Below are 13,150 nucleotides of genomic sequence, written 5' to 3'. Positions count from 1 at the left end.
ATACAAGCATATGCAATCAAGCGGCCAACTCGCTTGAGATGTACCTGAAAAACCTTGAGAGCAAACCGCAAGCCTTGCTGGACAAGGCTTTCAAAATGGCGAGAATTTTCCAGAAGAGATTTTTGGCCGCAGCGAAGCTGTTACCAAAACCCGGTTTTGCGCTGTGCTGGGGCGTTCGGTAACAAACTGGTGCGCGAGAGAAACAGCAATTGCAGAGAGATGTGCGCCAGTTCTGCACGGCAGGTGCGGGCTGGGGTTCCGGCGCAGCGAGGGAACGAATAGAAGCCGGTAGCAGGCCGTATCCCGGCCTGCGTCCAGCCACAATGATCAGATGGCGGTGAGTTCGATGACGCAGCAGCGTCCATCGGTGGCGATTTCCATAACCCCGGCATTGTCATCCAGGCGCAGGCAGTCATAACACCCCAATGCCTGCACCGGGATGCTGCCCGTGTCCACCCAGGTCTGCTCGGCGACACTGAACACCAGCACGGTGTGCGCCTGGGTGAAGAAGCGTTGCTGACCATCGAACCACTGCAAGCGGGCGACGTAACGCTCAGGGCAATAGATCAGGTTGAAATCGCGGATCGCGCCCTCCAGCAGGGTGCAATTCACCTGGCTGGCACCGCTGAAGGCAAAGGGGTCCAGGGGCAGCAAGGGCCGTACCTCTTCGCCATCGACCGTCAGTTGCATGCCCGCACCCTGCAGCACGGTGATGATCCGCTGATAACCGGCAAAGCTGGAAAAGCCGCCGGATTCGCCGATATCGGCAATCGACAAGCGCCAGCCAAAACCTTCCAGGCCAGTGCCGGCGTCACGGGTGATTTCTTCGGTGCTGCCGCCGCCGTTTTTCCATGGCATGCGCGGGTAGTCGGCGGCGCGTAACAGAGTGGACTGGATCATTTATGAAAACGCCCTTCCAGACGATGACGGGAACCGGGGTGGATCAAGCGGGCGGCGGTCACCGGCTGGCGCCCGGACCAGGTGCGACGCCGAATCAACAGGCACGGCTCGCCACGCTCGATCTGCAGCAGCTCGCACTCTTCGGGCTCGGCGAGAATCGCCTCCACCACATGCTCGCCCTCGGTCAGGGGGGCGACCTGGGACAGATAGGCGTAAGGGGTTTGCAGGGTGAAGTCCTGCTTGAGGTACTCCGGCGCCACCAGGGCGTTGACGAAGCGATCCTCTATCTGCACCGGGATGTCGTTCTCGAAATGCACGATCAGCGAGTGGAAGACTCGCTGCCCTTCGCGCATGTCCAGGGCCAGGGCGCGCTCCGAACCGGCAGCCTCTTCGCCCAGGGTGACGACCCGGCAGGTGTGGCGATGACCGCGGGAGGCGATCTCGTCGGCAATGTTGTGCACTTCGAACAAGGCCGATTGGCTCTTGGGTTCGGCGACGAAGGTCCCCACGCCCTGCATGCGAACCAGCATGCCCTCAGCGGTCATCTCACGCAGTGCGCGGTTGATGGTCATGCGGCTGAAACCCAGCTGATTGACCAGCTCGCTTTCCGAGGGAACGCGGTAATGCGGCGGCCAGTTTCCGCTCTCGATCTGCTGGGTGATCATCTGTTTGACGCGGGCATACAAGGGCGCCGGACTATCGCCCAGATGGGCAGCCAGCGGCGATTTGGCAGGCGGAGTCGGCACGGGAAATCCTTGTTGAGCAAAAAAGGTGACTAGCTTGCCGGAGTTTACCGAGCAGGCAAACGTCTGTATATGTATATACAAATAACACACGATGGGGTGCTTGAACCATGTCCGCCTTCTTCGCCGAACGCGCGCTGCTGCCTGATGGATGGGCCAACCATGTACGTCTTGAAGTCAGTGCCGACGGCCTGCTGACTCACATCCAGGCCAACGCCAGTGCAGAAGGTGCAGAACAGCTCAAGGGCCCGCTGCTACCCGGCATGCCCAACCTGCATTCCCACGCGTTCCAGCGAGCCATGGCCGGGCTGGCGGAAGTGGCCGGCAACCCCAACGACAGCTTCTGGACCTGGCGCGACCTGATGTACCGCCTGGTGGGCAAGATCAGCCCTGAACAGTTGGAGATCATCGCCCGCCAGCTGTACATCGAAATGCTCAAGGCCGGCTACACCTCAGTGGCGGAATTCCACTATGTGCATCACGACACGGACGGCCAGCCCTACGCCGACCCTGCCGAGCTGTCCCAACGCATCAGCCAGGCGGCCGCGGCCAGTGGCATCGGCCTGACCCTGCTACCCGTGCTCTACAGCCATTCGGGATTCGGCGGCCAGGCCCCCAATGACGGCCAACGCCGCTTTATCAACAGCACGGAAAACTACCTCCAACTGCAACAGCGCTTGCAGCCCCTGCTGGCGCAACAGGCCAACCAGCAGTTGGGCCTGTGCTTTCACTCGTTGCGCGCGGTCACGCCACAGCAGATCAGCGAAGTCCTGGCCGCCAGCGACCGCCAATGCCCCGTTCACATCCACATCGCCGAACAGCAGAAGGAAGTCGACGACTGCCTGGCGTGGAGCGGACGCCGCCCGCTGCAATGGTTGCATGAGAACGTCGCAGTGGATCAACGCTGGTGCCTGGTCCACGCCACTCACGCCGATCCGGAAGAAGTCAGCCTCATGGCCAAAAGCCGGGCCATTGCCGGCCTGTGCCTGACCACCGAGGCCAACCTGGGCGACGGTATCTTCCCGGCGGTGGACTTCCTCGCCCAGGGCGGACGCCTGGGCATCGGCTCCGACAGCCACGTGTCTTTGAGCGTGGTGGAAGAACTGCGCTGGCTGGAGTACGGCCAACGCCTGCGGGACCAGCGTCGCAACCGTCTGTACCGCGCGGACCAGCCCATGGTTGGCCGCACTTTGTACGATGCCGCGCTCGCTGGCGGCGCTCAGGCGCTGGGGCAACCCATAGGTACATTGGCCGTGGGCAAGCGCGCCGATTGGCTGGTGCTGGATGGCAACGACCCTTACCTGGCCACCGCGGATGGCGACGGGATTCTCAACCGTTGGTTGTTTGCCGGCGGCGACCGCCAGGTCCGGGATGTGATGGTGGGTGGTCAGTGGGTTGTGCGTAACGGACGTCACGCCGCCGAAGAAGACAGTAGCCGGGCCTTCACCCAAGTCCTGCGCGAGCTGCTCAACTGACCCCAAGTTCGTAGGAGCCGACGTGCTGGCGAAAGCATTCTCACGAACGCCTTCGCCGGCCAGCCGGCTGCTACAGGGGATGAATCTATTTCGAGGTCTTGGCCATGGCCGAGTCCGACACCCGCCAGATCAGTCGCGTGGTGTCGTAGCCCTGCTGACGCGCCTTGCTCAGCAACTCTTCACGCACCGTCTCATTGACCTCCTTGGTCCGCGACAGCAACCACAGGTAACGGCGGTTGGGATTGCCGACAATCGCGGTCTTGTAGTCATCGCTGACATACAGCACCCAGTAGTCGCCCTTGGTCGCCCCCGGCAGCAGCCGCGAGAACCAGTTATCGAACTCGACCCACAGCTTGTCGGTCTTGCCCGGCACCTGAGGCGTTGCCGTACCACGAGCCTCCTCCCACTTCCACTCCGGGGTCAGGCAGCGGTTGAGCACCGCCACGTTGCCCTCCGGCAACAGGGTGTAGCGGGCCTCGGATTGCGCACAGTTACGCTGGAAATACATCGGCAACCGCGCCAGCTCGTACCAGGTCCCCTGGTAACGCTTGAGATCGACGTGGTTGACGGTCTTGGGCGCCAGCGAATCGTCCCGGGACGTGGCGCAGCCGGCCAAGAGCAGGCCGACCAGAAGAGTGAAAACAAAACGCATCATTATTTTTCTCCCGTGGGCCCGAAGCCCCGGTTTTTTTACTTCAGGCCTTGCCCGGAAAACATCAGAACCTTGTCACCGGCATACTGCACGCTGATAAAGCTGTTCTTGTCGCCCCAGGTGCAGCTGGACATGCCCAGCGCGCCCGAACAGTCAGTCGGCTTGCCCAGGAGTTGTTCAACCTCGGCCTTGGGCATGCCCGCCGAGAGCTTGGAATAGTTTTCCTGATTGACCTTGCTGCACGCAGCCAGCAGCACGCAGAACGACAACAGAGCGAGAGAACGCAGGGACATGGTGAACTCCTGGACGAAAGGGGGAAGGCCTGTCAGCCAACCAGAAGCTTAGAAGAGAAAACCCCCTTCTGGTTCCCCGCTCGGCCGGGTATTTCTTGCCCGCTGCTCCGGGCATTTTCCCGGTAAATCAAACACCTTTTCGCCTTGCCCTGCTGTTCGTCGGTTTTTCTCCACGAGGCCTCATCTTCAGTAATAGCCAGTCGACATAACTGCAGCGCAAAGCCCTCCACTGTGGCAAATTGACGCCCCTCGTTGACCAGCCCATCGCGGTAGTTCACTTAATGACCAGCAATATGAAATTCAGCCACAAGATCCTGCTTGCCGCCGCCCTTGTGGTGGCCGTCGCGTTCGCCTGTTTTATTCTGTTCAATGACTACCGACAGCGTGAGGCCCTGCGCAGCAGCACCGAGTCCACCATGCAGGAACTGGGCAGCCTGACCACCAGCAATATCCAGACCTGGCTGGAAAGCCGCATCCAGCTCCTGCAGTCTCTGGCCCAGCAGATCGCCGTGGACGGCAACGGCGCCGAGAGCCTGAAACGCAGCGTCGGCCTGCCCGCCTATACCAGCAACTTCCAGCTCAGTTACTTCGGCGGCCAGGACGGCGTGATGTTTTCGGTGCCGGCCGGCAATCGCGCCGCCGACTACGACCCCCGCGCCCGCGGCTGGTACAAGGCGGCCACCGGCGCGCAACGGACCATCGTCACCGAACCCTACATCGCCGCTTCATCCGGCAAACTGGTGATCACCGTGGCCACCCCGGTGCAGCATCAGAACCAGATGATCGGCGTGGCCGGCGCCGATATCGACCTGTCGAGCATCAGCGCCATCATCAACTCGCTGAACTTCGGCGGTCACGGCCAGGCCTTCATCGTCAGCGCCGACGGCAAGATCCTCATCCACCCCGACAGCAAACTGGTGCTCAAGAGCCTCGCCGAAGCCTATCCCGCAGGTGCCCCGAGCATCAGCCCCGGCCTGAAAGAAGTGCAACTGAACGGCAAGACCCAGTTCATCTCCTTCACCCACGTCAACGGCGTGCCCTCGGCCGACTGGTACGTGGCCCTGGTCCTGGACAAGGACACCGCCTTCGCCGTGCTCAGTGAATTTCGCACCTCGGCGATCATCGCCATGCTGATCGCGGTGGTGATCATCATCAGCCTGCTGGGCATGCTGATCCGCATCCTGATGCAGCCGCTGCACGTGATGGGCCGGGCCATGCACGACATCGCCGAAGGCGAAGGCGACCTGACCAAACGCCTGGTGATCCATGGCCACGACGAATTCGGCACCCTGGGGGTGTCGTTCAACCGTTTCGTCGAACGCATCCACAGTTCGATCCGCGAAGTGTCCTCGGCCACCGGTCAGGTCAATGAAGTGGCCCTGCGCGTAGTCGCCGCCTCCAACTCGTCGATGTTCAACTCCGACCAACAGGCTTCGCGCACCAGCAGCGTGGCCGCAGCCATCAACCAACTGGGCGCCGCTGCCCAGGAAATCGCCCAGAACGCCGCCCTCGCCTCGCAGCACTCCAGCGAGGCCCGCAGCCTGGCGCAAGACGGCCAGCAAGTGGTGGATCAGACCATCGCCGCCATGCATCAGCTGTCGGCAAAGATCAGCAGCTCCTGCGACAACATCGAGACCCTCAACAGCAACACGGTGAACATCGGGCAGATCCTCGAAGTCATCACCAGCATTTCTCAGCAGACCAACCTGCTGGCCCTCAACGCCGCCATCGAAGCGGCTCGCGCCGGTGAGGCCGGACGCGGTTTCGCGGTGGTAGCGGACGAGGTGCGTAACCTCGCCCACCGCACCCAGGATTCGGCGCAGCAAGTGCAGAAAATGATCGAGGAGCTGCAAGTGGGCGCCCGTGAAGCGGTGGGCACCATGACCGAGAGTCAGCGTGAGAGCGAAAGCAGCGTCGGCATCGCCAACCAGGCCGGCGAACGCCTGGGCAGCGTGACCCAGCGCATCGGCGAAATCGACGGCATGAACCAGTCGGTGGCCACCGCCACCGAGGAGCAGACCGCGGTGGTGGAGTCGATCAACGTCGACATCACCGAAATCAACACCCTGAATCAGGAAGGGGTGGAAAACCTGCAAGCCACCCTGCGCGCCTGCGCCGACCTGGAACAACAGGCCAAGCGCCTGCAGCACCTGGTGGGCAGCTTCCGTATCTGAGGAGCAGCTTCGCCGGCAAGCCGGCTCCTACCACTCTTCCGTAGGAGCCGGCTTGCCGGTCAAAGCGCGCTTAAAAACGCGAACCAGGCTCGCGCAGGAAAGCCAGTTCCTCGGCAGTGGACTCACGACCGAGGATGGCGTTGCGATGGGGAAAGCGCCCGAAGCGGGCAATGATTTTCTGGTGCCGTTCGGCGTAGTCCAACTGATCGGCGAACACCGGGCGATCGTCCTCCGGTTGTTCGTCGTGCAGGGCAGCAAAGCGGGAAACCCCTTCGTTCTGCACCGCCAGATGCTCGCAATGCTCGAACACCAGGTAGATGAAGCAGCGCTGCATGGCCGGCAGGCGCCGGTCAAAATCCGCGGCAATGCCTTGCGCCACCAGTGCCTGGGCACGGGTATCGCCGGAGAACGCCTTGGGCGTATCGCGATAGATCATCCGCGGCAACTGATCGAGCAACAGCACCAGGGCCAGCCAACCTTGGGGACTTTGCGTCCACTCGGTCAATCCGCCAGCCAGTGCCTGCTCCACCAGACCACCAAAGCGCTGGCGCGCTTCGAGGTCCTGGCTGTCGCGTTTGCCAAACCACAGCCCGCCCTTGGCAGCGACCACCTCTGCCGGCTTTTCGGCTGAACCGAACCACCAATCAAGCAGAGGCTGCCAGGACTGGGTCATGTCTTATTCCTTGTGGTAGCCCGTCACACGAGCCACTTCTTCCTTGGAACCAAGGAATACGGCAACACGCTGGTGCAGGCCTTCAGGCTGAATGTCGAGGATACGCTGGCGACCGTCGGTAGAAGAACCGCCAGCCTGTTCGATGAGGAAGGACATCGGATTGGCTTCGTACATCAGCCGCAGTTTGCCCGGCTTCTCCGGCTCGCGGCTGTCGCGTGGGTACATGAACAGGCCGCCACGGGTCAGGATACGGTGCACGTCGGCGACCATGGCCGCGACCCAGCGCATGTTGTAGTTCTTTTTCAGTGGCCCGGTGTCGCCGGCCAGCAGCTCACTCACGTAGCGCTTGACCGGGGCTTCCCAGTGACGCTCGTTGGACATGTTGATGGCGAATTCCTGGGTGGATTCCGGGATCTTGATGTCTTCGTGGGTCAGCACGAAGCTGCCCATTTCACGGTCCAGGGTGAAGCCCTTGACGCCATGCCCCAGGGTCAGGATCAGCATGGTCTGCGGGCCGTAGATGGCGTAACCGGCAGCAACCTGCTGGGTGCCCGGCTGAAGGAAGGCCTTTTCGTTCAAGGCTTCGTTCTGGCTCAGGTACTCGTTCGGGCAACGCAGCACCGAGAAGATGGTGCCAACGGGCGCGTTGATATCGATGTTCGACGAACCGTCCAGCGGGTCGAATACCAGCAGGTAGGCACCTTTCGGGTATTTACCGGGGATCTGGTAGGCATTGTCCATTTCCTCGGACGCCATGCCGGCCAGGTGACCGCCCCATTCGTTGGCTTCCAGGAGGATCTCGTTGGAAATCACGTCGAGCTTCTTCTGCACTTCGCCCTGCACGTTTTCCGTGCCCATGCTGCCCAGAACACCACCCAGGGCGCCTTTGGACACAGCGTGGCTGATCTCCTTGCAAGCACGCGCCACCACTTCGATCAGGAAGCGCAGATCGGCAGGAGTGTTGTTGCTGCGGGTCTGCTCAATCAAATAGCGACTCAGGGTAACGCGGGACATGGAAGGCTCCGGAGGAATGGGGGGACTAAAAACCCGCGCAGTTTAACGCGAGTCGGGGCGCATTTCCTCCTCTCAGACAGGGAACCGGCAGATAGAGTTCAGGCACCGGTTTCAGCGTAGCCACAAAACCTCAGCCATGACTGGCCACAGCGCCCTCTGCCATCCCCGCAACCGCTCAGGATTTGACCGCCGGCTTGCGCAGCAGACTGAAGGCCATGCCGGCCAATGCCAGCACCCCCAGGAGCAGCACCGCCCACAGGCCGATTTTTTTCCAGTCCGGCCCGCTGGCCACGGCGACGTCCGGCGGCGCCGCAGTGGACGTCGTCAATTGCGCCGCGCCTTCGACCTTGGCCTGGCCCAGTTCCTTGAGACGCTGCGGACTGTAGTCAGGAATCAGGGTGGCCAACGGCAGGTTGGCCGCTGTTGCGGTCGGGTTGCCCAGCGCCAGGGTATAGGGCCCGGCGCCACGAGCCAGGAACACCAGTTGCGTGCCGCGTACGGCAAATTGCAGAGTCGGCGCCTCCGCGCCCAGGCCGCCGCCACGCTCATCCACTGTCAATTTGAGCTGCTGCACGGTCTGCCCCGGCAATTGCAGTTCGTTCTGCTGCACGTCCTGGCCGTTCTGGGTCAGGCGGTACAGCAGGCCATTGCTCAGGGGCTGCCAGGGCAGGCTGCTCTCACGGCGTCCGTACAATGTTGCGGGCGCCAGACTATTGGCCTGTTTGAGCTCGACCCGCACGCGCTCGACATTCAGCCCCTTGGGCAACTGCCAACTGTACTCACCGGCCTTGGCGGCCGTGCCGCCCAGCGGTTGCGACCACACCAGCGGCGACGGCAGGCTGCTGGTGGTGCTGCTCTGCAACTGCACGGAAGTGAGCACCGGCGCCGCCTGTGGGGTGTTCCACAGCAAGCGCAGGTAACGTGCCGACTGCCCGGGCAAAGCCACCTCATGCTGCTCGACCCGCTCGTCGGCAAACGACAGCCGTGCCACCTGGCCTTCTCCCCAGGATTGCCAGTGCTGCAGATCGTCACTGGCCTCGATGCTGAAACGCTGGAAACCGTCGCGCTCACTGGTCCAGTCCAGCACCAGTTGTTGCAGCGGCGCCTTGATGGCGCTGGCATCCAGCAACCAGCCACGCAGGACTTCTTCACCCGCCTCCAACTCAGTGGCTGGCTGCACTTGAACCAGCGTGCCATTGGCGTTGGACTGCACCCGCACACTGGGGATGCTGTCGCCAGCTTGCGCCGAGTTGTACAGCGGGAACCACTTCACATCAGCAAGGCTGCGCTGCTCGCGAGTCTGCGCCTGCTGACGGGCCACGGCATAGGCCTGGGGCTCGCCGGCGGCGTTGAACACGCGAATATCCCGCAGATCGATCTGGCTGGCCTGGAGCTGCACGGCGAGCGGCAGCTCTAGGCGGTACCAGGGGCCTTCGCCGCTCAGGGTCAAGGGCACCTGGGACTTGAAGTCCCCGGGCTTGTCCTGGGCCACGGCGGACAATGCCACACACAGGCCCGCAGCCCCCCACCAGCGCAGGTTCAACTTCTGACTCAAGACGACACTCCTTCATTCAAGGGCTTGCCGGCTTCAGGCTCGGCCTCGACCCGCTTGGGCGGCAAGGGGGCGAAATAGCCCACCACCAGCAACAACACACCGACCCCGATGAAAGAGACGATCCGCGCCAGCCCGCCACGATTGCTCAACTCCACCAGGAACAGCTTGGCCACCACCACCGCGATCAACGCCGCGCCGATCAGCCAGACTTCGCGGCGATGGCGCACATGCCCGCCGATCATCAAGCCCAGGGCAATCAGGGTCCAGACGATGGACAGCCCGGCCTGGACCATCATCGACTCAAGCAACGCATCCGCCTGGAACGACACGCCGCTCCAATGGTGAGCCGCGCGCATGACCAGCACGGTGAAGAAGGCGAACAGGGAAACCCCCGCCACAAACTGGGCGCCGCGCTCGGCGTAATCGCTCCGAAGCGCCAGCACCTGCACCGCGCTGCGGGACCACACATACACCCCGAACAGGGCAAACAGCAGCCCCAGCTCCAGGGGATTGAGCAGCGGCAAGTAAGGCAACGGCTCGGCACGGCCGTCGCTGAAGGTATTGGCCAGCCAGAACCAGCCCAGCATCAACATCGCCAAGGGCAGCGCGGCATACAGGCGGTACTCCTTGGAATGCGCGGCAACCGGCCACGGCCAATGGCGCGGCGCGGCCATGGCCACCAGATACAGGCTCGGCAGGATCGCCCAGCCCAGCCAGCGCCAGGCGTTGTACTGCTCGGACAACAGCAGCAAGGCGTAGCGCAGTTCCAGCGCCAACACCCCCAGCAGCAGCCAGCAACCCAGCACATGGGCGATGCTCAGGACCCGCGTCGGCAGCCATGCCGCCAGGCGCCGCAGACTGAAGAAGTGCACGGCGAACAGCAGGGTCCAGGCCAGCCAGCCCAGATCCGCCGCCGGGTGATAACGCGGTGCCCAAGCCGCCAGCAGCACCAGGGCTCCCGCCGGTATCAGCAGGCTGCACACCAGGCCCAGGGACTTCCACTGCAGGCGCACCGCCAGCAGCGCGCAGAACAGCACGCTGGCTGCGGTGATCAGCAGCAACAGGCTCGCCTGCCAATGGGCCGGGGCGAAGCGCAGTACTTCCTTGAGCCAGGTAAAGGCCCACCAGCAAGCACCCCAGGCCAACAACAGGTCGGACAGGCGCCCCAGGCTCAAGGCATCGAACGCTGAGCCATTATGGCCCCGCTGCAAGCGCCAGGCCCCTACCAGCGCCGCCAGAGCCAGGACCATCGGCGTCCAGAAGTCGCCATTGGCCAGGGGCCGCGCAGCGTCCGCCACCGCCACGAAATACCAGCCCGAACCGGCCAGCAGGAAGGTGCTGCCGCCAATCACCTGGAGCACCAGGCCAAAGACAAAACTGGCCCGCTGTTGCAAGTACAGGCTGAGCCAGATGATCAACAGCCCGCTGGCGGCCCAGACCCCGCTGGCAGTACGCCAAGGCAGCACAAACAGCACCGCCAGGTTGATCATCATCAAGCCCGCCAGCAGCACCACCGACAGCCCCCGCAACAAGCGCGGGTCCTTGCGCACCATGTCATTGCGGGCGGCCAGGAGCATGCCGCCAATGAGCGCCAGCCCAATCAGCGAGGCGCTCATCAGGCCGCTCCAGCCGGCGCTGAAGACTGCGCTGGCGTCGCCGTCCGCCCCTTGCAGGCGCATCAGGAACAAGGCCCCGCCGAGCAACTGGATGCCGAATGCCGTGAACAGGAAGGCCCGCGATTGCAGGCGCAGGCCGACCCACAAGGTCGCCAGCCCGGCCAGGGCCCAACTGATGGCCGTGCCCTGGGTGAAGAAGAACAAGGGCGCCAGCAGATACAGGAAACCTAGCCCAAGCACCGCCAGGAGAGACGCAATGCCCTGCTCCCAGGTCGAAGGCAAGGACTTATCGGCCCGTCGCAGTTGGTCAAAGCTGAACAGCAACGCGCCACCGAGCAGCAATGCCCCCAAAGGCGCACCGGCCAGCAGGCTGGTGTTCCCGGGACTCAATTCACTGAGGAAAGCCAGGGCCGAGCCCGCCTGCAACAGCAAGGCGAAGGCCCGGGCCAATGGCCGCTGCTGACGCAGGCCGAGCCAGAAGATCCCCGCGCCCTCCACGGCCCAGGCCGCCGACGTCCAGCGCGCATCCAGGCCCAACGGAATGGCTAGGCTGGCGAAAATCACCCCCAGGGCCAGGCAGGTTTCCCCCAGCAACAGGGCGCGCCCCCCCATCAGCACCCGCGCCAGGACCATGTAGATCAAGCCCAGGGCCAGGGCACTGAAAGACGCCGCGAACTCCAGATGCCGGACCAGCGCCAGTTGCAAACCGAAAGCCACCAACGGCGGGCCGAAGAGCAGGCTGCCATCGACGTAGTCACCCTTGCGTGCGGACCAGTGCAGCAGCGCCTGACGATCGGCGTGCGCCGGAGCATCGGTCATTTCCAGCAGCTTGCGCCGGGTGAACAGCAGGCCAATGGCCAGGTACATGAGGAAGAACAGGATCAGGAACGGCTCGGTACTCCACAGCAGCTCCGGGGCATAGGAGCGCAGGCCCCAGGCGAAACCGATGCCGAAGGTGCCGACAAAGCCGATCAGGTTCAGCAGGCGCCAGGCCTTGAACCAGGCAATGCCGAGGATGCCGGCATTGAGCAGGGCGAAGTAGCTGAACAGCGCCACATGGCTGCCGGCGCCGGTGGACGTCAGGATGGGCGCGGCAAAACCGCCCAGGGCGGCGGCCGCCGCCAGACCCAGGGCATCCTGGGTAATGGCCAGGATCGCCGAAAACACGGTCACGGCCACCAGCAGGCCCAAAGCCGCAGAAGGGTCGAGCAACGGGTGCAGGCGCATGGCCGCGAACACCGTCAGGTAGAGCACGGCGATGCCGGTGCCCTGCAGCATCAGGGCGTAGTTGCTGTTGCGCCGCCGCAGCCACCAACCCAGCCCCAAGAGGCCCAGGGAGCTGGCCGCCACCCCGGCATAACGCAATTCGATGGGCACCACCATGCCTTCTGTGGCATAGCGCAGGAGGAAGGCCAGGCCGAGGAACAACAGCACCACGCCGACCCGCAGCACGGTGTTGCCGCCAAACAGCCAGTTGCGTGCACCGCTGATGGCGCGTTCGATTAGGTTCGGTTGCAGGTCCACAGGGGCCGCAGCTGGCTCTGGCTCCCGGGACGACACCTGGGGCCCGGGTTGCCAGACCGACTCCGGCAGCGGCTGGCTGGCTTGGATTGCCGCGGCAGGGCGCACCGCAGCAGGCAGTTCCCAGACCAGCTCGGGGGCAGCCGGCTCCACAGGCTGGACTTCGTCAAGAATGAATTCAGGCAGGTCTTCGCGTTCCGCCGCGGCGCTCGTGCCTGCGCGAGCCTCGGCAAGCGGGGCATTGACCAGGGGCTCGGCCGCAGGTTCGGCGGCGGGGCTAGCGTTGCTTTCCAGCAGCGCAAGACGCTGGCCCAGGGTGGCCAGGGCCTTTTTCGCCTGTTCCAGCTCACGGTGCTGGTCGACAACCTGGCGATGCAGGGCGCCGAAGCGAATGGCCAGGCCGACAGCCAGGCCCAGCAGGGCACCGATCAGGGCATCACTGATGGACTCATCAACGATCCACCCCAGCACCAACCCCAACAGCATGAACATCCATTGCATGTGTCGATATCCCTAAGCGGTCCACTAAAGGAC

General features: G+C 63.5%; 11 protein-coding genes and 1 pseudogene. 3 read left to right on the top strand and 9 right to left on the bottom strand.

The window, feature by feature from the left end; genetic code table 11:
• Window positions 1-327: 327 nt before the first annotated feature.
• Together Q8O96_RS19865 and hutC are read right to left on the bottom strand one after the other, a co-directional pair.
• Window positions 328-900, bottom strand: coding sequence for a HutD family protein (locus Q8O96_RS19865; protein WP_305949280.1), 573 nt, complete (start codon window positions 898-900; stop codon window positions 328-330).
• On the bottom strand, window positions 897-1,646 hold the full coding sequence (gene hutC / locus Q8O96_RS19860; RefSeq protein WP_102862760.1) for a histidine utilization repressor: 750 nt from the start codon (window positions 1,644-1,646) through the stop codon (window positions 897-899). Before hutC ends, Q8O96_RS19865 begins: the two co-directional genes overlap by 4 nt.
• A gap of 107 nt (window positions 1,647-1,753) precedes the next feature.
• On the opposite strand from hutC, the gene Q8O96_RS19855 reads away from it, so the two are divergent.
• Window positions 1,754-3,118 carry a formimidoylglutamate deiminase gene (locus tag Q8O96_RS19855; protein WP_207166946.1) on the top strand — a complete coding sequence of 455 codons (1,365 nt, stop codon included), beginning with the start codon at window positions 1,754-1,756 and terminating at the stop codon, window positions 3,116-3,118.
• 85 nt (window positions 3,119-3,203) lie between these two features.
• Here the strand turns inward: Q8O96_RS19855 and Q8O96_RS19850 are convergent, their stop codons facing one another.
• The 3 genes from Q8O96_RS19850 to Q8O96_RS19840 are packed head-to-tail and all read right to left on the bottom strand — an operon-like array spanning window position 3,204 to window position 4,341.
• Complete coding sequence (locus Q8O96_RS19850; RefSeq protein ID WP_102862758.1) at window positions 3,204-3,773, bottom strand: lipocalin family protein; 570 nt, start codon at window positions 3,771-3,773, stop codon at window positions 3,204-3,206.
• A gap of 35 nt (window positions 3,774-3,808) precedes the next feature.
• Window positions 3,809-4,063 (bottom strand): hypothetical protein, encoded by a 255-nt coding sequence (locus Q8O96_RS19845; protein WP_011058771.1) that lies wholly within the window; start codon window positions 4,061-4,063, stop codon window positions 3,809-3,811.
• Between the two features lie 32 nt (window positions 4,064-4,095).
• A complete protein-coding gene (locus Q8O96_RS19840) occupies window positions 4,096-4,341 on the bottom strand; it encodes a hypothetical protein (protein WP_102862757.1) in 246 nt (81 codons plus the stop codon).
• A 3-nt stretch (window positions 4,342-4,344) separates the two neighbouring features.
• Between Q8O96_RS19840 and Q8O96_RS31305 the strand changes: the two are divergent.
• Together Q8O96_RS31305 and Q8O96_RS31300 are read left to right on the top strand one after the other, a co-directional pair.
• Window positions 4,345-5,379 (top strand): annotated as a pseudogene (locus Q8O96_RS31305) (cache and HAMP domain-containing protein); the annotation flags it as partial.
• Window positions 5,380-5,472: 93 nt separating this feature from the next.
• The gene (locus tag Q8O96_RS31300; protein ID WP_371826192.1) at window positions 5,473-6,237 is read left to right on the top strand and encodes a methyl-accepting chemotaxis protein; all 765 of its coding nucleotides are present in this window, start codon (window positions 5,473-5,475) and stop codon (window positions 6,235-6,237) included.
• A gap of 70 nt (window positions 6,238-6,307) precedes the next feature.
• Here the strand turns inward: Q8O96_RS31300 and Q8O96_RS19830 are convergent, their stop codons facing one another.
• The 4 genes from Q8O96_RS19830 to Q8O96_RS19815 form a co-directional block, all read right to left on the bottom strand.
• On the bottom strand, window positions 6,308-6,910 hold the full coding sequence (locus Q8O96_RS19830; RefSeq protein ID WP_250329910.1) for a DUF924 family protein: 603 nt from the start codon (window positions 6,908-6,910) through the stop codon (window positions 6,308-6,310).
• A 3-nt stretch (window positions 6,911-6,913) separates the two neighbouring features.
• A complete protein-coding gene (locus tag Q8O96_RS19825) occupies window positions 6,914-7,924 on the bottom strand; it encodes a class 1 fructose-bisphosphatase (protein WP_102862754.1) in 1,011 nt (336 codons plus the stop codon).
• 175 nt (window positions 7,925-8,099) lie between these two features.
• Window positions 8,100-9,479 (bottom strand): DUF3999 domain-containing protein, encoded by a 1,380-nt coding sequence (locus Q8O96_RS19820; protein WP_305949279.1) that lies wholly within the window; start codon window positions 9,477-9,479, stop codon window positions 8,100-8,102.
• Window positions 9,476-13,117: a DUF2339 domain-containing protein gene (locus Q8O96_RS19815; protein WP_305949278.1), complete on the bottom strand. Its 3,642-nt coding sequence runs from the start codon at window positions 13,115-13,117 to the stop codon at window positions 9,476-9,478. Before Q8O96_RS19815 ends, Q8O96_RS19820 begins: the two co-directional genes overlap by 4 nt.
• Window positions 13,118-13,150 lie beyond the last annotated feature (33 nt).

The organism is Pseudomonas sp. LPH60 (assembly GCF_030718165.1).
Lineage (GTDB): Bacteria > Pseudomonadota > Gammaproteobacteria > Pseudomonadales > Pseudomonadaceae > Aquipseudomonas > Aquipseudomonas danubii.
Note: the sequence above shows the minus strand (reverse complement) of the source record. Positions and strands in the feature narration are given on the sequence as shown.

Bases quoted from the DNA above. Each gene is read 5' to 3' on its own strand.
- Q8O96_RS19865 (WP_305949280.1), bottom strand. From the start codon at position 900: ATGATCCAGTCCACTCTGTTACGCGCCGCCGACTACCCGCGCATGCCA.
- Q8O96_RS31300 (WP_371826192.1), top strand. From the start codon at position 5,473: ATGTTCAACTCCGACCAACAGGCTTCGCGCACCAGCAGCGTGGCCGCA.
- Q8O96_RS19815 (WP_305949278.1), bottom strand. From the start codon at position 13,117: ATGCAATGGATGTTCATGCTGTTGGGGTTGGTGCTGGGGTGGATCGTT.
- Q8O96_RS19825 (WP_102862754.1), bottom strand. From the start codon at position 7,924: ATGTCCCGCGTTACCCTGAGTCGCTATTTGATTGAGCAGACCCGCAGC.
- Q8O96_RS19850 (WP_102862758.1), bottom strand. From the start codon at position 3,773: ATGATGCGTTTTGTTTTCACTCTTCTGGTCGGCCTGCTCTTGGCCGGC.
- Q8O96_RS19855 (WP_207166946.1), top strand. From the start codon at position 1,754: ATGTCCGCCTTCTTCGCCGAACGCGCGCTGCTGCCTGATGGATGGGCC.
- Q8O96_RS19830 (WP_250329910.1), bottom strand. From the start codon at position 6,910: ATGACCCAGTCCTGGCAGCCTCTGCTTGATTGGTGGTTCGGTTCAGCC.
- Q8O96_RS19845 (WP_011058771.1), bottom strand. From the start codon at position 4,063: ATGTCCCTGCGTTCTCTCGCTCTGTTGTCGTTCTGCGTGCTGCTGGCT.